Source organism: Allorhodopirellula solitaria (assembly GCF_007859855.1).
Lineage (GTDB): Bacteria > Planctomycetota > Planctomycetia > Pirellulales > Pirellulaceae > Rhodopirellula > Rhodopirellula solitaria.
This window is the reverse complement of the sequence record NZ_SJPK01000004.1, coordinates 663,152-682,284: the sequence shown is the minus strand read 5'-3', so window position 1 is coordinate 682,284 and position 19,133 is coordinate 663,152. Positions and strand designations below refer to the sequence as shown.

The 19,133-nt window shown below is 57.5% G+C and carries 14 protein-coding genes; 4 read left to right on the top strand and 10 right to left on the bottom strand.

Going from position 1 to position 19,133, the window contains the following annotated elements:
* The first annotated feature begins 286 nt into the window (after positions 1-286).
* Positions 287-1,510 carry a putative glycoside hydrolase gene (locus CA85_RS11240; RefSeq protein ID WP_146391396.1) on the top strand — a complete coding sequence of 408 codons (1,224 nt, stop codon included), beginning with the start codon at positions 287-289 and terminating at the stop codon, positions 1,508-1,510.
* A 75-nt stretch (positions 1,511-1,585) separates the two neighbouring features.
* Here the strand turns inward: CA85_RS11240 and CA85_RS11235 are convergent, their stop codons facing one another.
* A complete protein-coding gene (locus tag CA85_RS11235) occupies positions 1,586-2,446 on the bottom strand; it encodes an endonuclease/exonuclease/phosphatase family protein (RefSeq protein WP_146391395.1) in 861 nt (286 codons plus the stop codon).
* Positions 2,447-2,688: 242 nt separating this feature from the next.
* Here CA85_RS11235 and CA85_RS11230 point away from each other — a divergent pair, with 242 nt between their 5' ends.
* A complete protein-coding gene (locus CA85_RS11230; RefSeq protein WP_246112693.1) occupies positions 2,689-4,329 on the top strand; it encodes a DUF1559 domain-containing protein in 1,641 nt (546 codons plus the stop codon).
* An 87-nt stretch (positions 4,330-4,416) separates the two neighbouring features.
* Here the strand turns inward: CA85_RS11230 and CA85_RS11225 are convergent, their stop codons facing one another.
* The 5 genes from CA85_RS11225 to CA85_RS11205 all read right to left on the bottom strand — a co-directional run bounded on the left by CA85_RS11225 (position 4,417) and on the right by CA85_RS11205 (position 10,489).
* Positions 4,417-5,520, bottom strand: a complete 1,104-nt coding sequence (locus CA85_RS11225) for a Gfo/Idh/MocA family protein (RefSeq protein ID WP_146391393.1) — start codon at positions 5,518-5,520, stop codon at positions 4,417-4,419.
* Entirely contained in the window at positions 5,517-6,326 is an 810-nt protein-coding gene (lpxA, locus tag CA85_RS11220; protein WP_146391392.1) for an acyl-ACP--UDP-N-acetylglucosamine O-acyltransferase, read from the bottom strand. The genes CA85_RS11225 and lpxA overlap by 4 nt, the downstream gene beginning before the upstream one ends.
* Before the next feature lie 86 nt (positions 6,327-6,412).
* Positions 6,413-7,327, bottom strand: coding sequence for a UDP-3-O-acyl-N-acetylglucosamine deacetylase (gene lpxC, locus CA85_RS11215; protein ID WP_146391391.1), 915 nt, complete (start codon positions 7,325-7,327; stop codon positions 6,413-6,415).
* Between the two features lie 208 nt (positions 7,328-7,535).
* A complete protein-coding gene (locus CA85_RS11210; protein WP_146391390.1) occupies positions 7,536-8,144 on the bottom strand; it encodes an OmpH family outer membrane protein in 609 nt (202 codons plus the stop codon).
* A 230-nt stretch (positions 8,145-8,374) separates the two neighbouring features.
* Complete coding sequence (locus CA85_RS11205) at positions 8,375-10,489, bottom strand: M28 family peptidase (protein WP_246112692.1); 2,115 nt, start codon at positions 10,487-10,489, stop codon at positions 8,375-8,377.
* Positions 10,490-10,998: 509 nt separating this feature from the next.
* Between CA85_RS11205 and rnc the strand changes: the two genes are divergently transcribed.
* Positions 10,999-11,808 (top strand): ribonuclease III, encoded by an 810-nt coding sequence (gene rnc, locus CA85_RS11200; RefSeq protein ID WP_186774880.1) that lies wholly within the window; start codon positions 10,999-11,001, stop codon positions 11,806-11,808.
* An 11-nt stretch (positions 11,809-11,819) separates the two neighbouring features.
* Here the strand turns inward: rnc and CA85_RS11195 are convergent, their stop codons facing one another.
* The 3 genes from CA85_RS11195 to CA85_RS11185 all read right to left on the bottom strand — a co-directional run bounded on the left by CA85_RS11195 (position 11,820) and on the right by CA85_RS11185 (position 15,741).
* Positions 11,820-13,379, bottom strand: coding sequence for a bifunctional GNAT family N-acetyltransferase/carbon-nitrogen hydrolase family protein (locus tag CA85_RS11195; RefSeq protein ID WP_146391388.1), 1,560 nt, complete (start codon positions 13,377-13,379; stop codon positions 11,820-11,822).
* A 113-nt stretch (positions 13,380-13,492) separates the two neighbouring features.
* Positions 13,493-14,989, bottom strand: a complete 1,497-nt coding sequence (locus CA85_RS11190; protein ID WP_146391387.1) for a hypothetical protein — start codon at positions 14,987-14,989, stop codon at positions 13,493-13,495.
* A complete protein-coding gene (locus CA85_RS11185) occupies positions 14,986-15,741 on the bottom strand; it encodes a response regulator transcription factor (RefSeq protein ID WP_246112690.1) in 756 nt (251 codons plus the stop codon). Before CA85_RS11185 ends, CA85_RS11190 begins: the two co-directional genes overlap by 4 nt.
* Positions 15,742-15,981: 240 nt before the next feature.
* On the opposite strand from CA85_RS11185, the gene CA85_RS11180 reads away from it, so the two are divergent.
* Positions 15,982-17,778, top strand: a complete 1,797-nt coding sequence (locus tag CA85_RS11180; RefSeq protein ID WP_222435429.1) for an aspartate:alanine exchanger family transporter — start codon at positions 15,982-15,984, stop codon at positions 17,776-17,778.
* A gap of 71 nt (positions 17,779-17,849) precedes the next feature.
* Here CA85_RS11180 and CA85_RS11175 read toward each other — a convergent pair whose 3' ends face one another.
* Positions 17,850-18,818, bottom strand: coding sequence for a transporter (locus tag CA85_RS11175; RefSeq protein WP_186774873.1), 969 nt, complete (start codon positions 18,816-18,818; stop codon positions 17,850-17,852).
* Positions 18,819-19,133 lie beyond the last annotated feature (315 nt).

The following is a 19,133-nucleotide window of genomic DNA, read 5'->3' as shown; positions in this document are numbered from 1 at the left end:
GTGACAAGCACACGGGGGAGCAAACTTGTGGGTAATCAACAGGAGGCGACGAGCTGTTGAGCCCCGCAAGTCTGGCTACGCCGAAGGCGTTGAAGACGTATCCGGTGGTGTTCGCTTGCGCTCAAACCGCCGGCTATTTTCTATCATCCCTGACGGGATACTCCTGGGGATTGAACAGTCCACCTACGGTGTATCCGTGGGTTGTATCGAAGCGAGGGTGGAAAGAATAGAATCTGGGCGAGGGGAACTCAGTGGTGTTTTAAGCCGACTCAATTGAGGATTTGCTATGAAGAACAGATACACAAAATATGCGTTTGCCTTGGCATCCTGGATGTTTCTTTGCCTGCCTCCCGCACTTGTGGCGCAGGACGAAGATACCCCGTCCCCATTGACCATCAGCGATGGCAGTCGTTTTGAGAAGAAAGATTTTTTCCCCAAGTTCAGTTGGGACGTGACGCCGCAGTACTTCATGTTTGGCGATACGAGGCGAGTTTTGCAGCCCGGTGAAGTCAAGTCGATCGCCGCGAAGACAGACTTTCTCTGTATCGAGAAATCACATGGATCTAGGCAACTCGGCTTCGCCGAGCTGGGGGCCAAGCACGAGGCTGCCGCCTTTAAAAAGATCAAGCCCGAGATGAAGGTGCTGTTCTATTTCAACTCGGCTTATGCTTGGCCGTTCACCTCATACAACCAAATGTTTCGGCGCAGCAAAATCGACGACCACCCGGAACTGAAGTCGTTTCTCATCGTTGACCCCGAGACTGGTGAACTGGCCCATCGCCGCAATGTCTTCTTCTTCGACGTACTCAACCCTGATCTGCGCAAATGGTGGGTAGACACCGTCGCCAAGGGTGTCGCTGAGTCCGGTTGTGATGGGGCTTTCATCGACCAGATGCATGGCTTCGTTTGGCTTCGCCAAGACAGACGCGAAGAGGTTGAAAAGGCCATGGGTGACATGATGGCCGCGCTCAAGAAGAGATTGGGCCCCGACAAGATTCTGCTTGGCAACAACGTTCATCAGAAGAGTGCCAAGGACGTTTTCCCGGCAGTGGATGCCATCATGTTTGAGCACTACAAAGCTGACCTGCTAAGCAAAGAGGCTCTGCTGCGAGACTGGAACGACATGCTGCGGATCGCGAAAGCTGGGAAGATGTCGATTTTTCGGATCGGAGTCGAAGCCGACCGCAGCATGGCTGAGAAGGACGATCAGCGAGGTGGAAATCGCGATCGAACTGAAACGCTGGCCACATTGGCGAAAGACCGACTGGAGTTTTATCTCGCTTGTTACCTGATAGGTGCGCAACCGTACTCCTATTTTCAATATGGGTGGGGTTGGACTCTGTCATCCGGGGCACTGCATGACTTCCCCGAGTTGCACAAGCCGCTGGGAGCTCCCGAGGGATCGTACCAGCGAACGACCCCGGACGGGTGGGAGTTCACCCGTGAATTTGAGCACGCTCGCGTTTGGGTCAATACGGAAAGCCAGCAAGCCAAGATTACTTGGCGCTAACAGCGCAATTTGTTCGCCACGACAGAAACTCGATTCATTCGCGTCGAAATAAGCAAGTCGTCGGCGAGCGAAATCCTATTTTCCTGCAAACACAGCCGCCTGCGGCAGGTGGTCGCTCAAGGCAAACGACGTGGCGTCGTCGACGTTCAGCCGGAAATTCCCTTCGAACAGCGGCTTCGATTCGAGCACTCGATCTGCGATGGGGCCACAGGCCATGATGTAATCGATCCGTCGATCGGGTACGTCCGCTAGGAACGTGAGTCCATCGCCTTCGCCGGCAGCCGAGAAAGTATCAACCCAACCGGCGTCCATCCAGAGCCGGTACTCCTCGGTATCGGGCCCGTGATTGAGATCACCGATCAAGAGCATCGACCGGCCGGCATCGATGTCGGGTTTCATCGATTCGATCATCGCACGAATTTCCTTCAGGCGAACCGTAGGCTCCCTGGTCGGGTAGAGGTGGGCCGAATGTACGATCAGGTTCTCCTCTCCCGGCAAGGTGATGGTGGCCCTCCCCCAGTGCCGAGTGAACAGTTCCTTGGGCCGCCCGCCTTGGACAGGGACGTTCTGTGACTCGTTCACTTGCGTTTTGCTCAGCAACGTGCCGGGCCAATTACCGCCGCTGGGGAATCGAACATGATTCATCCCCAGGATCTCAGCAACTTCCTTCGTCAATTCCTCCCGCGGTGATTCCGAGAAGTTGACGATGTCCGGCTGATGCAGGGCGAGTTCCATGGCCAGTCGCCGCGCCATCTGGCGTTGAGTGACGGCTTGTTGAGCGCGTGGTCGATCATGGGGCCAGCCCCTGAGGCCGAAGATGTTGTACGCGATGACCCGCAGCGGCGGACTTTGCGAATCCGCGGCAATCAAGGTGTGGTTGGCCAGAGCAAGGCCTGCTCCGATCGTGGAACAGAACTGGCGGCGTGAAATGGGCATGGTTTTTCCTTGGTGAGATGCATCGATGCGAGCTGGATGCCACCATGGTAGCCGACCCATGACTCGTGCTGTGCTACGACTGTGATTCCATAGCGGGTGCCAGTCAATGAGAAGCGGTTCGCCAACGGACGCCTGCGGATTTGCTAAACTGCATCTCACAGGGGGGCTCGGATTCCCCGCTCCTCTTTTCTATTCAGTTCCTAACTTCGACGGATCAGATGATGACGCGTTTACGAACCTCGATGCTCCCATTGCTGGTTGGATTGTGGCTGACATGCTTGTTGCCCGGTGGCGTTGGCGGCCAGGCAACAGCAGCCGATGGCCCTGCCGATTTGCAACCAACCGCAGCCACCCGGTACATCCCCGACGATGCGATGGCAGCCGCGATCGTCTCGCCCACTGAATGGCTGCAAAGCTCGATGTTGGAGATGTTTCCTATCGAGATCATGCGCGTTCAAATGAAGGAGCAATTTGGCATCGATCCGTACGATATCGGAGAGATCAAAGTCGTCGTATCGCTCGATCCCGCGACGATGCAACCGGCAGTGGGAGCGATCATCCAAGTCACCGGTGACGTGGACTTTGCCTTGATCCGAGAGGGCGTGCATGCCCGTGACGAAACCGTGCAGATCGACTCTCACGAGTGCTATCCCGTCGAGGGCCCCCCCGGGGCAGTGATCGCGAGAGTCGATGAGGAAACAATCTTCTACGGCACCGCCAACATGCTGCAAAAAATGCTTGACGCGGAGAACGGCACGGGAAAACTGCCTACGCTTCTGCAATCGATGGCTGCCGATTCAGGCGTGAAGATCGCAGTTCTGTTGGATCAAGTTCGTCCCATGGTCAGTCAGGTGGCGGCGCAGAGTGCGGGCAATCTCGCGCCAGATTTGCAGGCACTCACACAGATCCCTGGCCTCACCGAGGCGATCAAAGTGCAGATGGATCTGCGCGACGATGTCGGCAGTCTCCGCGTGGCACTCGTCGGCACCGATGAGGTTGCGGCGCAGCGGATCCAGTCCATCTTGATCGATTCGATTGCGGCGGCACGAACGCTGGGGATTGCTGAGATCAATCGCAGTCTGGCCGGATCAGGTGAATCCGATGCGATGCGCGAGGCAACGAACGAGTACGCCAACCGGATGGCGGACATGATTACCGAGGCACTGCAGCCGCACCTCGACGCAGACGAAGTCTCGATCGAAACCGAGTCCCAGGCGAGTATTGCGACAACGGGCGTGTTGGTCGGACTCCTGCTGCCTGCGGTTCAAGCAGCTCGGACCGCAGCCCGTCGGATGGGCACGTCAAACAACCTCAAACAAGTTGGTCTGGCGCTTCACAACTATCACTCGGCCTACAATCGCTTGCCACCATCTGCCATTACGGACAAGGAGGGCAAGCCACTGTTGAGCTGGCGGGTAGCAATCCTGCCGTTCATCGAGGAGCAGGCGCTGTACCAGAAGTTCCACCTCGACGAACCGTGGGACAGCGAACACAACCTGCCGCTCGCAAAGGAGATGCCTGTCTTCTACGACTCGCCGAATGTGAATCTAGCCGCCAGCGAAACGATCATTCAAGCAGTCGTGGGCGATGAAATCGGGATGCGTCCCCTGGAGAAAACCGCGTTCCGCGACATTCTTGATGGCTTGAGTAACACTGCGTTGGTTCTACAGGTCAATCCTGAGCAGGCAGTGGTGTGGTCGAAGCCGGAAGACCTCGAGATCGATCTGGACAATCCACTCGATCACCTTGGCAGCGCAGAACGCGGCGGTTTTTATGTTCTGATGGGGGATGGGGCGGTGAAGTTCTTCACCGAAAACATCGACCCCGAGCTGCTCACAGCAATTTTGACGCGTGCCGGCAGGGAAGTGATCGATTTCCCTTGAGGACGCGTCGCGCAGAGTCGAGCGGGTAGTGGTGAGACGATTACTCTACCCGCCCGGCTAAGAAGTCGTGGGCTTTGTCTGTCCTGCTTAAGCCGCTCGGCGGGCGCCGTGGTCTTGCTCGATTCTGCGGCGAGGGAACGCTGAGGCCCCTACTTCGCGGGAATTCGGGAACGCGTACCAGGCTCGTTCCTCGATCACATTGAGGACGGATTCGGCAACAGCGACGGCCCGAGCACCGGCCGCACCATCGACGACAGGTACGCCGCCGCACTGCACGCTGATCACGAAATCATGCAGCTCGTCGAGAATCGCATTGCGAGGCTCGAGTTCCTCGACGGCGCACTGCAGGTGCTCGTCGAACAGTGTATCAGCGTACTTCAGCGGATTTTCCGTCTCAGCATCGAGCGCGAACTCGCGGCGTGACAAAGAATCGCTCGAACGCACTGTGGTCAAGGCTGGTTTACCAAAGTCAATTTGTGCAAACCCAGCAGGACTATACAGAACCATGTCCCGAGCTGGTAACGGACTGATTCGAGACGCCTTCACGTTTGCGACGAGCCCGCATTGAAACTCAATGCGCGCCTCGGCGATGTCCTCGTGATCCGAGACCACCGACAGACCGCTGGCGGCGATCGACCGGACCGGTGCGTTGGTCAAGGACAGAATCAGATCGAGGTCATGGATCATGAGGTCCATGACGACACCGACGTCAAGACAACGGCCGGGAAATCGAGATGCGCGTGTGGCCTCGACATACTTGACATCGACGCCAAAGTCATTCAGCGCAGTGAAGGCTGGGTTGAATCGCTCGACGTGGCCGACCTGCAAGACAAGGCGTCTCGTCGACGCGAGCATTGCTAGCCGGCGTGCATCATCGGCATCATGGCTAAGCGGTTTTTCAACGAACAGATGCTTGCCCGCTTTGAGCAGCGTCGTAGAAATTTGAGCGTGATAATGGGTTGGCGCAGCAATGATCGCAGCATCGATGGATTCCACGCAGTCGCGGTAGTCCGCATAGGCCGTGACCGGGCAGTCATCGGTGGAGCGCGCCGACGCGATTGTTTGCCCGGCGTCGAGGTCGGGATCGCAGATCGCAACGAGCCGAGCTCCGTCAACCTGAGCAAGGAGTTTGGCGTGGATTCGTCCAAGGTGTCCGCCGCCGATGACGGCGACACGTAGTTCACGGCTCATGCTGCTTTCTTTCGGCGGTCCCGGCCACGTCCGGCCCGACCACCACTGGTGGTTTCTAAACAATCGAAGAGGTGCCGGAGGACTGGCCGAATGGGACCTGTCTTGAACATCTCAACGCGTGATGGCTCAATACCAATGCGTTGCCGGTACAGCAATCGGAATGCTTGTGTCAACACCGCGATATCCTCCGACGTGTAGTCATGGCGTTTCAAGCCGACCGTATTGATACAGCGGGGCTTGGCGTCGTAGCCCTCGATGATCACGTATGGGGGAACGTCCTGCAGAATCCGGCTCATGGCACCGACGAACGCCAAGGTTCCGATCGATACAAATTGATGAATCCCAGCACCGCCGGCGATCGTGACGTCATCGTGAATATGAGCGTGCCCACCAATCATGCAGTTATTGGCAAGAACAATGCGGTTTCCGATCGAACAATCGTGCGCGATATGGGTGCCTGTCATCAGATAGTTCTGATTACCAACTCGCGTAATCCCATCCTCTTTCTCGCTCGCGCGATTGATGGTGACCTGTTCGCGAAAGACGTTCCCATCGCCAATCTCCACCCGTGTGGGAGCGGATCGGTAGCTCACGTCCTGAGGATGCGATCCGATAGAGCAGTGCGAGAAGACCTGATTGTCATTACCGATCCGCGTCAGACCCGTGATGCTAACGTGGTCCTCAATGCGACAGCGATCGCCGATCGTGACATCCGGTCCGATGACGCAGAAGTGTCCGACACGAACATCTTTTCCCAACTTTGCTTTGGGATCGACTACGGCGGTGGGAGCGATCACGACACTCATCGGGAAGATCCTTCGGAGAGGAAGAAGTGAGAGTTCAAGAGAGATTATCTAAGTTGAATGAGATAGGCAGTGCGGCAGGGTTCGGTTCAGGCTGCTTTGTCGACACGATGGCCGTTTGAGCTTTTCATCGCCGAATCACTCGACGGTTTCTCCTCGTCGATCATCTGCGAGAGATGATTGGCGAGCATTCCGTTGAGACGGTGCCCTCCGCGGTCGGACCGAAACTGGCCCACGAAATCCACTCCGACCAGCGCAAGATCACCGACCATGTCGAGTGTCTTGTGACGGGCGCACTCGTTGCCAAATCGATACCGGTTCTCGACTGGCCCCTGAGGGCCGATGACGAGCAGTTCTTGGTTGGAGACGTGCTGGGCAACGCCCGACGAGCGAAGCTGTTCCGCTTGATCGAGCGTGACGAAGGTGCGAGCGGAGGCCACCTGCCGTACAAATTGCCGGGGGTTAAGTTCGAATTCGAAGCTCTGGTCTCGAATCTCGCTGACCTGTTCGTATGCCAACTGGTATCCGTAGGATGCGACCCCGTTTTGGTTCGGGATGACTTCGATCGTTGCTTCACCGAGCTGAATCGTCATGGGCCGTTCAATGACACATTGCCGCTTCGGTGCCCCTTGAATCACCAGGCCAGCTGACTCAATGGCGACAACATAGGCTTGACTGCTACCGTCGAGCCCAGGCATTTCCTCAGCGTCCGATTCGACATAGCAGTTATCAACTTCCAACCCAGCGAGCGCGGCCATGACGTGCTCGACCATACTGAATCGCGCGGCGCCACTTTCCAGGTTGGTACGAAACTGAATACTATCGGCATATTCGATTCGCGCCGGGCACTGAGGCGTGCCGCTAAGATCACTGCGTACAAACACAATGCCCGTCCCAGCGGGTGCAGGCTGAAAACGAAGCCGGACTTCCTGTCCGCTCCAATACCCGCGGCCCGTGACTTCACAGGGGGCTGCGATCGTGTGTTCGTTTCGATATCCGATCATGACGCGGGCCTCCTTGCCTCGTCTTGAGGGTGTTCGCACGGCGTGCGGCACCCTGATTCCTGGTTGACTCGACCAACACATTGTTGAGCGAACCGATTGGGATACATCGTCCGGCGTCGACTGCCGGACACGGCATCGGCATCATGCCTTTGCCGCTTACCCGCGTTGCATCGCTCGCAAACTCGCGAGCGGAAGCACCGTCGAGGAACTACTGACGCTCGGGAGCTGGATTGGTCGCGACCTTCAGTGCGCGGTCCAAGTAAGCCATCGTGCCGTTGGTCATATCAATGGCTTCGTCGTGATAGACGATGTTCTTCATGACGCCACGAATCACCGACTCACCTTGCTCGAGGTTCATCTCTTCGCTGTTGTAACGAAGCACAAGATTCACTTTGTGGTACTCGGCTAGCGTTTTGACGCCCGCGGCAATGATTTGGTAGTTGTCGAAGTAGATCTTCGCCTCGCGATCGGCGAGTTCTTTGCGCTTACGAGCCATTTCGAGGCGGAGTTTCGACTCCATCGAGGCGACTGCCTCTTCCTGCGAGATATAGTCCGCGGAGCCTGGCTGGAACGTCTTGAGCTTCTCAGCGGCCGACTTCAGTTCGTTGCGTTTAGCCTGCAGTTCTTCGTCAAAACTTTTGAGGCTGTCTTCGACCTGCTTCACTTGGGCTTTGATACCCTCGTTGTTTTTGAAGATGTAAGCAACGTCGACCACGGCAATTCGGTGGCCCGTATCTTGGGCGGTCGCGGCGGTTGAGGCGAGAACGGTGAAGGTGGTCGTGGCCAATGTTAAGGCCGAAAGTACTAATAGTCGCACGTCCGCTACTCCTTGCGTGGTGAATGCGAAATTTCGAAACCAGGATGGCGATCGACTGCGGCGTCCTTCGCCGCAACTGAATTGCCCGTCACGCCAGCATAGATGGAGGATCCACTACCATGCCAACGCAGTTTCGGATTGTGTCAATCGTGGTCGGAGGGGGCAATAGGAATCGGTCCATTTTCAGGTCCCCTGCGAGATTTATTTTCACTCGTTTTGAGCTGGCGTTGCTAGCGAGATTCTAACTCGACGTCGAAGGAATGTTCCTCGGCGTCACGGCGAACCGATACGCTGAGCACGTCGCCTGGTGAGCGGCGGCGCAACTGATCCATCACATCGCCGATCTCGTGAATCTCTTTCTTACCAACTCGAATCAATCGATCACCGCTGCGCAAGCCACCTTGCTCAGCGGGGCCAGCGGCGGCAATTGACGAGAGCACCACCTCGCCAGGTTGTTGCGACAGCGTCACCCCCATCGAAACCGTGAGTTGGCGTCGAATTTGGACGTTTTTTTCTGTCTCTGCATACACCGGACGCTCAGGCACTGTCGCCAATCGCTCGCTGACCTGTGAAACCATATCGGTTATCCGGTCCATGCCGATTAGGTTTAATTTGTCAAAATCGTCGCTCGGTCGGTGATAGTCGGTGTGGAGGCCTGTGAAAAAGAACAGGACGGGCACGCCGGCTTGGTAGAACGACGAATGGTCGCTCGGGCCATAACCACTCGAAACCTGTGTGAGACGAAAGTCTGCTTCCCGATTGAGATCGTTCAACATGGACTCAAACCCGGCGGCCGATCCGGTACCGTAGACAGTCAAATCGTTGTCCGTGAGCCGTCCGACCATGTCCATGTTGATCATCGCCACGGTGGAGGAGAGCGGGAAACGAGGCTGCTTGATATAGTGCTTGCTACCGAGCAAACCTCGTTCTTCTCCCGTGAACGCGATGAACACGATCCGCCGGTGACTGGTTGGCCCGCCAGCTCTGCTGAATTTGCTGACGAGGTCACCGGCAACCCGCAGCATGGCCGCCGTGCCGCTGGCATTGTCGTCGGCCCCGTTATGGACAGCGACCGTTCCCGGAGCCAGTGACCCAAATTCGCCCATGCCAACGTGGTCAAAATGGGCGCCGATCACGATCGTCTCGTCGGCCAACTCCCCCCGGCCTGGCAAAACGCCGATCACGTTGGGGCTGCGTACGGTCGACGGCGTCAATCCAACCCCCAGTAGCCCGCGTTTGCCTGCCAGCTCGCGGGATCGGGGTTGCCAGTCGGAATCAATCGCCGCCTCGATGCTCGATAGTTCGTCAGCCAATAGGTGATCAGCCAGGTCGCGAGAGATTGAGAGCACAGGAATGGGTGGCCGAGTGGCGTCGGCGTCCTCGGACGTCTCGGCTCGCCGCTCGTCACCGCGTTTGGACTGCGTACCCGCTTCAACGATCCCCAGCAGCCCTCGCGCTGCGGCGCTCTCCGCGTCGGATTCTTCCAACATCGCTTCAATTCGTGCGATTTGTCTGTTGAGTTTCTCGCGGGCATGAACCGCTTCGGCGGGTAGCTCGAGGACGCGTTTGCGTATCTTAGCGATCCGGGAAAGCTCTCCCTGCCGGCGTTTGCGAGCCTCGGCAACCATGTTCTCAACGCTCGCGGCATCATTGACCAGCAACACCGCCGCCGCCCCCGCGTCGATTGCCGTGGCCACCTTGGTTTCAAAGTAGGCGTGCCGTGTATTTTCGAGGCCATCAAACGGGCTGGCGGGATCCTTGGCGCCCGGTTCTTTTCGCAGCATGATCACGATCTTGCCCTCGGGGTCGACCTCTTCGTAATCGTCGTAGTCGTGTTCGGGAGCCCGAATACCGTAGCCCACGAATACGAGATCACCGCTTGTCTCTCCTTCAGAAGCACCGATTGCCAGCGGCGTGAAATCACGGGCCAACTCCCAGTCCCGGGAGTTGCCCCGAGCCTCGGCCGCTGCGTCACGTGATTCGGTTTGGAAGAAATTCGCGTCTCCCGATCCGATTTGTGGACCGACGGAAATATCGAGAAACTGCAGCGCGGTGCCGTCGAATAAGTCTGTCTGTAGCCCCAGGGATTGAAAGCGGGCAGCGATGTAGTCGGCCGCGTCGAGGATGGTGGCATCAATGCTGCTGCGGCCTTGCAACTCGTCGCTGGAGAGGAACTTCAAGTCATCCACCATGGCGTCGTGCAACTCGCTCGCCGGCGTCCCATCGATCGGCAGCGGTTGCTCATCGCGTTCGGTGGCGGACGATTGCAGGGTTGCTGCACAGGCGATCCACACGATCGGCAACAGCAATTTCAGTTTGGGGGCGATGGGAAACGAAAAAGTCATCGAGTAGCCAATGGGAGCTGGAGCGAAGATAGAAGGCATCATGGGTGCAGCAGGTGATAGCTCAATCTACTGCATAAACGAAAATTGAATCACGGGGGAAACAGCTAAGAAGTTTACCTGATCTGATTCAAACTCGATGGGATGCTATGGCGAATGAGGGGGGATTTGTCTATGTTGGCGCGACAAGCCTCAGTCACTCACCGGCGGCCGAAAATCACCATTCGGCCGCCGGCGCGGGACTGAAACCACGAAGAATTCTCTTCGACTTATCTCTTTTAAAAAATGGTTTTGCCTTGCCCGCCTCTCCTTCCGAGCCGGAATCCGCTGACGATTTGCGCGATTCGAAACAACTCGCTAGCTCTTCTCCGGACGATGTCCGTCGAGAGTCTGCGGCGAGCCAGGCGTCCGTTGATGACCAGCAGTCTACGAAAGTGCGGCAAACCGCCCCAGGGCGTCGATCCGACGAGTACGAAGATTCCGACGAGCATCGAGCTGGCCCAGGCCCCTTCATTGCCGACCAACGCGTCGCCCATCCCGGTTCGATTCATCTAGTCGACGCCGCTGCGGTCGATCAACCCTACGCCGATTCGGATGCCAAACTGCAGCGGTGCCAAGAGATACTCGAGTACCGATTCAAAGACATTGCCCTGCTGAGATCAGCCTTAACTCACGCTTCGGGCGCCGCCAATCGACTCTCGAGCAACGAACGGCTCGAGTTTCTCGGCGACGCTGTGCTGGGGATGACCGTTTGCCAGTGGCTGTTTGAAGCCTACCCGGAATACAACGAAGGTGATCTCACCAAGATCAAGTCGGCCGTCGTCAGCCGCCGCACCTGCGGGCGGACCGCGACCAAACTCGGCTTAGACGAATGTTTGATTGTCGGTCGCGGCGTTACCCGGAACCGCAGCTATCCCCGGTCCTTAGTCAGTGATGTATTCGAGTCGATCATTGCGGCTCTGTATCTCGATGGTGGCAATGACGTGGTTCGAGACCGGCTCAGAAAATGGCTTGCCGACGAAGTCCGTCTATCGGTCGATACACAGGGATCGGGGAACCACAAGTCGGTGCTCCAGCAGTATTCGCAGCGAGAGCTTTCAGCAACGCCGGTTTACAAATTGATTCGCGAAATGGGGCCCGACCATCGCAAGGCGTTTTTGATCGGAGCGGTTATCGGTCCTCAAGCCTTTCCAGCGGCATGGGGCAACAACAAAAAGGATGCTGAACAGCGAGCCGCCGCCAACGCGCTCGCTGAACTGCATCACCTGCCCATTCCACATCTCTGTGATTCGGTCGAGGAACCGACAAAGTCGAGTGATTGATTGAGGCGTTTTCAAACCTCAAACGTCTTGCCGTCCTCTTCATAGACAATCTTGTAAAGATCCCGTTTGCGATCATTCCAATTTTGAACCGAGCCCTGTTCGCGGTGACGGCGGAGTTGTTCGAAATCGAGGTCGTGAATAATCAGGGTCTCGACGTTGGGATTGCACTCGGCCGCGACTGCCTCGCGAGCGAACTCCGCGTCCGCCGGTGTGAAAATCCCCGATTGGGCATAGTGAATGTCCGAGTTCTCGACGAAGGGGAGATTGCCCGTGCAACCCGAGATCGCGACATACAGATGGTTTTCGATGCAGCGTGCTTGCGAACAATACCGCACACGCAGATATCCATGCTGCGTATCGGTGTTGAACGGGACGAAGACGATCGATGCGCCCTTTTGAGTCGCGATACGTGTGAGCTCGGGGAACTCAATGTCGTAACAGACCTGAATCGCGATCCGGCCGCAGTCGGTGTCGAAGACCTCAACCGACTTGCCTGGATTCACTCCCCACCATTTCCGTTCACTCGGTGTGATGTGAAGCTTGTATTGCTTGCCAATCGATCCGTCACGGCGAAATAGATAGGCAACGTTATACAACGTGTCATTCTCAATCACGAATTGCGACCCGCCAATCACATTGAGGTCATACTTGACAGCCATCTCGGTAAAGAGGTCGAGGTACTGCGGGGTGAATGCGGCGAGTTGCCTCGCGGCTTGACCGGGCCGACTCGCGTCGACGCACGATAGCAACTGCGTCGTGAACAGTTCGGGGAACAGCACAAAGTCGCACTTGTAGTCCGAGGCCGTATCGAGAAAGAACTCGCACTGCTGAGCAAACTCATCGAAATTCTGGATCGTTCGCAACTGGTATTGCACGACGCAGACGCGGATCGGTTCGATCACGTGGTGAAAACGGCGTTTGGCCCCTGGGATGTGCTCCAGGTTCGTCCACACCGCGTACGTTGCATAGCCGCCCGATTCGGTGTCCGAAGGTAGGTAATTTGGTATCAACCCACGCACGATGAACCCGTTGGACAACTGCGCCGTCAACACGGGGTCATAATTGTTCTTCTCAAGCACACTGTCGATATACTCTCGAGCCGAAATTTTGTCAGCGTGGCGGTGGTATCCTGGGATCCGCCCCCCAATGATGATCTGGGCCAAGTTCATTCGGCGACAGAGTTCTTTCCGCGCGTCGTAGAGACGCCGGGACAACTTCATTCCACGAAACTCGGGATCCACCATGATCTCGATCCCGTACAGCGTGTCGCCTTTGGGTTTGTGATTGCGAATGTATCCCGAGTCAGAAATTTTTTTCCAGTTGTGCCATTCCAGTCCGTCGTCGTACTCCAGGATCAAACTCGATGAGGAGGCAGCGATCTTACCGTCGATCTCGACAATGATCTGACCCTCGGGAAAGATCTCCAGTTGGCTCTCGAGTTCTGCCCGTCCGAACGTGGGCATGCCAGGAAAGCATCGAAGAGCGAGCGCGGACAGCGCCTCGAAGTCGTCTGCGGTCAATTGCCGGACAACGATTTTCCATTCAAACTTGGCCAGATCGAGCGGTTCCATCGAGTGATGCCTTGGGGGTCGAGATTGATCAATGAGGAGGCAAGGTGCCCCCAGCGAATCAATAGACACGACGCTGCATAGTTACCATATAGGCCATCTGCGCCAGCTTCGTTTTATCGTGTCCGAACGCTGATGCTGGGCCTGTTGTCGAGTCCGGAGGCGACCACGAGAACAGCGAGACAGGGGACGAATACAAACGTCGGATCGGTGAACCGGCCAATCGTCGGACTCGTGAGTGCAATAAACGCGATCCCGAAACCCGCAAAGCTGATCGCGATCAGAGTCATGGCGCGGCACGCCGGTTCCAATCCCCTCGCTCCAGCAACGGGCAGTGACTCTGCCGGAGAGGCGAAGTCGGCGCGCCGACGCACACTCCACACCACGGCAGCGGCTGCCGCAAAAACGATCACTGGAAGAAAGATCGGGTGCATGAGGATATTGGCAAAGGATCCCCAAATCCCGCGCCGGACCGCTAGCAACCACCAACGCGCATACCGCAATGGATAAGCCTCAACGATCTCATGATCCAAACGCGATAGCAACCGATGCTGGGCAATCGGATCATCGCCCGCCACCTGGGCTGCCGCCGGGATCACAACGAGATAGGTCATCGCATCCCAGCGATTCTCCAAGGTCATGTAGGAGTCCGCACGGAGCGATGGATCGCTCGTGACCCGCAAATCCAATCCATCCCGAGGGAGTGAACCGGCGTCGGCCAATGAGCGGGCCCCGCTCTGCGAGACCACAACACGGCGCTCGCCAATCTCACTGGCAATCTCCCCGACGCGTCCCAGCAGGCGTTCAAGTTCCTCGTTGTCGAGCAGCTGCGTGGTGACCGCCGCCATGTTTTGATGGCCGAATGGCAACAACGAGAAATCGCCAGCAACGTGGTATCGAAACGCGCACCACCCCAGCAGAATGATCAGCGGCAAGGATCCGAAGACCACGACATCTTGACCACGCCCGCGCCAGGAAACCGGCGCCCGATCACGAGGGCGAAACAGCAACATCGCGATCACCCATGGAATTAAAAACAGTGAGGCTGGCCGCAGCCCGATAGCCAGCACCACTGCCATTCCGATCCCGAGGTTGAGCCACCGAGAAAACCCTTTCCGCCAACCACGCATCACGGCGACAGCGATCATCACGCCGACCGACATCGCTAGGCAATCCGTTGCGATCGTTGAGACATTGTCCCAAAAGGGACAGCCAATCGCGACGGTTGCCGCGGCCGCGATGGCGGTCGGTCGCGGCACGCCCCAGTTCCGCAGCTCGGTCATTAGCATAGCGACGGCGACGGCGTGTAGCAAAATTTGTATCAACACCACGGCCTGCAAGCCGGCGGCCTCGCTCGGCGATACCGCTTGGACCGCCTGCAACAGCGAGGGATAGGCGGGCAGGCGTGTGTGACGAGCCATCTCAGCGAGCGATGAGAAAGGATACTGTTGATAGCTTGGCGAATCCGAAACGAGATGAGGTCGCCACCTTCCCGTGCAGAAACACACCGTCAACAGAATCAATGCCCACCCGAGCACGCCTCGAACCCCGGTTCGACGAGCAGCAGCACTGGGTGACCGTCGAGCGGGCACGATCTCATCTCGTCCGCTCACTCGTCGCTTTCCTCTCCCACGCTGCCGCCCTCCCACTCTTCTTCACCTTCGTAAAAGTCCTCGGCGGCGGGTGTCTTTGGGTCGATGGGGGCCCGTTTGCGGAGTTTGCGTTGCAGCGATCGGCGGTGAATCCCCAGACGCCGCGCCGCTTCGGAAATGTTGTTGTTGCAGTCGGCGAGGACGCGATGAATGTGTTCCCATTCGTTGCGTGCCAACGAAGGCGCGGGGAATGCCAACCCACCCTCGGGAACGATCGGCTCATCGCCGCGAACAAAAGCCGACAAGATATCGTCTGCGTCTGCTGGTTTGCTGAGGAAATTGACCGCTCCGGCGCGCACCGCATCGATGGACGCAGGGATGCTGCCAAAACCCGACAACATGATGATTCGGCAATCCGGCTTCAACTGCAGCAACTTGCGAAGAAGATCCAATCCGCTGCGACCCGGCATGCGCAAATCCAGCACTGCCAGATCAGTCGGCCTACGCGAAAAAACACTGACGGCTTCATCAAAATTGCCAGCCGTTTGGACCTCCAGGCCTCGGCTTCGCATCGCGACCGCCAAACGCTCGCGGAGCACCTCGGTGTCATCAACCAACAGTATCGATTGAGCCCCCACGGTTTCCGCGGTGCAGGCTTCCGATGGATCAGAATACTCAGGAGGCAGAGTCACGACCAAACCCTCAATGAAATGAAACAATGTGTCGGGGGGAACACTGTTTAGCATCGTCGCCTGAGCCATTTTTTTCAACATGCCCACCACCCTTGAGAAGGGCAGAGCGATGAATTGCGCGAACGGGCACATCCCTCTTCCCGAACCTTGTTTTGCTCGGTCCGCCCCTCCCTCACCTTGTCGGCGGCGGCCGAAGTTCTTCCATTTCTTCACGGCAGCTGTGAGCCTGGAGGTGCGTTTAAAAAAATGCCCCCTCAAACCCAACAGACCGGACCTGGGCCACTACAATCGTTGAAAAACCAGCTAGATAGGAAACGAACCGTGATTCAGGCAATTCCGTTAGACCTGTTCTGCTCGAGCATTCTGATACCGCTGGCCAGTGTCGGCTTGGAAGGTGTTTTTCAGTTCCTCGGGGAGCAGCAATGGGTGTTTATCTTGGTCGCTCTCGCAATCGGCTACCCGCTCGGACGGATCCCGTTCGGCCCGATTTCTTTGGGGTCAACTGCGAGCGTTCTTCTGGTCGCTGTCGTGTTGTCGATGATCGCGCAGGTAGCCTATGGATTGACCTACTCCATTCCCGGCATCGTCTCGACCATTTTCTTAACACTGTTCATGTACGCGTTGGGGCTGGGGACGGGGCCCAAGTTCTTTGCCGGGCTGAAGTCCTCCGGGTTGGCCGCGATCGTTGTCGGGTTGATCATTTGGGCATTGAACTGGTGCATTTGCTTCTTCGGCGCTGAACTGGCAGGTTTAGACTCCGGGTTCGCCGCCGGGCTGATCTCGGGCAGTTACACGATCACCGCGGTGCTGGGCGTGGCTCAGTCAGCGGTGCAAAGCGGGACGGCGACGATCCCTCCCGGCATGACGGCAGATCAGATCGGTGCCAATATGGCGGCGGGCTACGCGATCAGTTATCTCTTGTCGAGCGTCGGAATCATCGTGCTCCTGCGCTACCTGCCGGCGATGTTCGGACATGACCCAGTCGCAGACGCGAAACGCGCCGAGCAAGATTTTTCGGGTTCAGGGACGCATCCCTTGCCCGGCACGCCGCAATCGCTGCTCTTGGGCCATTCATCGGTCGATATTCGCGCCTATCGTGTCACACACGAGAACCTGGTCGGCAAGACCGTCAATGAATTGTTTCGAGCGCATCCGGAGGCTCCGATCCTGCGGTTGGTTCGCGGCGACGAGATCATCGATCTCGCGGAGAACCCAACACTACAGATCGGGGACATTGTCGCCGCTCGCGCTGATATTGGCGACTTGATTCTCGACGGTGCCCAGGTTGGTGAGGAGGTTGACGAGGATCGCGCCCGCAACATCCCCATTGAAGCTGCCGATATCGTCGTCGGGCAAACCGATATCGCTGGCCGGACGATTGCTGATCTCGCCGGAACTGAACTCGCCTATGGATTGAGAGTGACAGCGATCTTTCGCGCCGGCCAGGAGATTCCCTTGGGGCCAGACACCGACCTTCGCCATCACGACGTGATCCGCTTGACCGGCCCAGAGTCCTGCATTGACCGCGCCGCCAAGACCCTCGGTAGCCGCGCCATCACTGAACGCAATCTCGCTACGACGGAGGTCACCTCTCTGGCCCTGGCGATGACCGCTGGTTACATCGTTGGCTCGCTCAGTGTCACCGTCGCAGGCATCCCGTTCGCCCTGGGAACCTCCGCGGGCTGCCTGTTGGCCGGCATCGTGGTTGCTTACCTCCGCAGCCGGAATCCCTCGTGGGGCGGCCCCGTCTCCGAAGGTGCGCGGAGTTTCCTGCAAGACATTGGTCTGAATATTTTCGTGGCGGCCCTGGGCGCGAACGTTGGTCCCAAAATTGCCAGTGCTCTCTCCGGCAATACGGTCATCTGGCTGGCCATCATCGGAACGACTGCCGCCTTGCTGCCTGTGGTCGTGGCTTACTTTGTCGGCGACCGACTGCTCAAGATGAACTCAATCATCAACGCGGGGGCATGTGCAGGCGGACGAAATTCAACACCCGCCCTGAACGCGATCCTCGACCAGTCCGAAAGCCAAGTCGCAGCCGTCCCCTTTCCGGTTTCCTACGCAGTCACCACCGTGCTGGCGCTAGTCGGCGGATATATCGCCCAAGTCCTCTCGTGATTCAATCGGTCGGTCAAAAAACCGTGTTCTCGAAGGCGACGACCAACTCTTCGCCGAGGGGCCTGCCGATCTCAACGAAAGCGAACCGTGAGACCACTTCCTGCGAAATAGTCGTCGGCTCGATCGTTCAGCCCGAGGCCGCCGCGTATGTCCCACTGCACGTTGTCGCTGAGCAAGTACAGAAAGCCGGCATCGAAATAGTGCTGCGCGCCAGCGGTGTCGGCGTTGCTCGGGTAGAGGCCGTAGAACTCTCCAAAGCTGCTCGCACGATCCGAGAGTGAGTAGGAAGCCACGCCGGACTGCGCCCACTGGTTGTAGGTTTCGTCCGTCACGCCATCGATAGCTCGGTTGAACTGCGAACTGCCAGTCACGGCGAGTGAATCACCGATGCTCCAACTGTAGATCCAATTGATCCCAGGTAGAACATCTTCATTCGCGCCCGCCCCTCGATCCACACCGACATTCATTTGTGAAATCAAAGCCATCTGCGGCCGCCAATGGTCCTGCGGCGTCAAGCCGAACTTAAACCCCAGGGCGAGATCGTTGGCACTCGTTGAATCGATTCCATTGATTGATTGACTGGTGAAGTCAAACGCACACTGAAGTTCCAACCAGTTCGCGAAGACCCCGTAGCGAAACTGCGTATTGGGGTAGGTGCTCGAATGTTTCCGTTGGCCTCCGCCGTCGTCGGATGTGTATTGGTAACCACTCTCTATTTGGAAAACCCCCAGGCCGACCACGCTGCTGGCGGCGGTGAAGCTTGGGCGATTACTTACCAATGGCGAGTCGGGTTGCGGCAGCTCTCCGGCACCAGGCCCGGCGGACCAGCGAAACAGCGAACCCACTGTCCCTCGTTGGTGCGGACGATTGGCGTTGCAGGTACCGTCTCGATCCAGTGAGTCACAGGCCCCGAAATCATCATCAGAGTAGCAAGCAGTGTCACACGATTGAGCTGCCGCTACGCCGCCCAGCATCACAGCACCGAGCGACGCGGCAAGGATCAAGCGTCGGAGTGACGAAGTGTCCAGAAGAACACTCACGCGATTCAATCGAACCAACGTGGGAAGCGAAACAGATTTCGACATGGTGACTTCTCCGGCAGGCTCGATTGGTCCGGACGCTGCACTGACTGATCAGATGGCGTGCCGGACGAAGTGACAGCGAACCGACACAACTCACTCGTCGTGTACGTATGTCCTAAAGTTGCGACGCAGTTTTTGATCGATCTGCGTTTGGGTGTCGCATGAGAACGTCCATCACGCCGCATGATTTCGTTCGGCCCGCCAATACTCCTTCATCGGGTGGTTCACGCGCCGTCGATTGGTGGATTTCGAAATTCCAATGCGAAAAAGGCG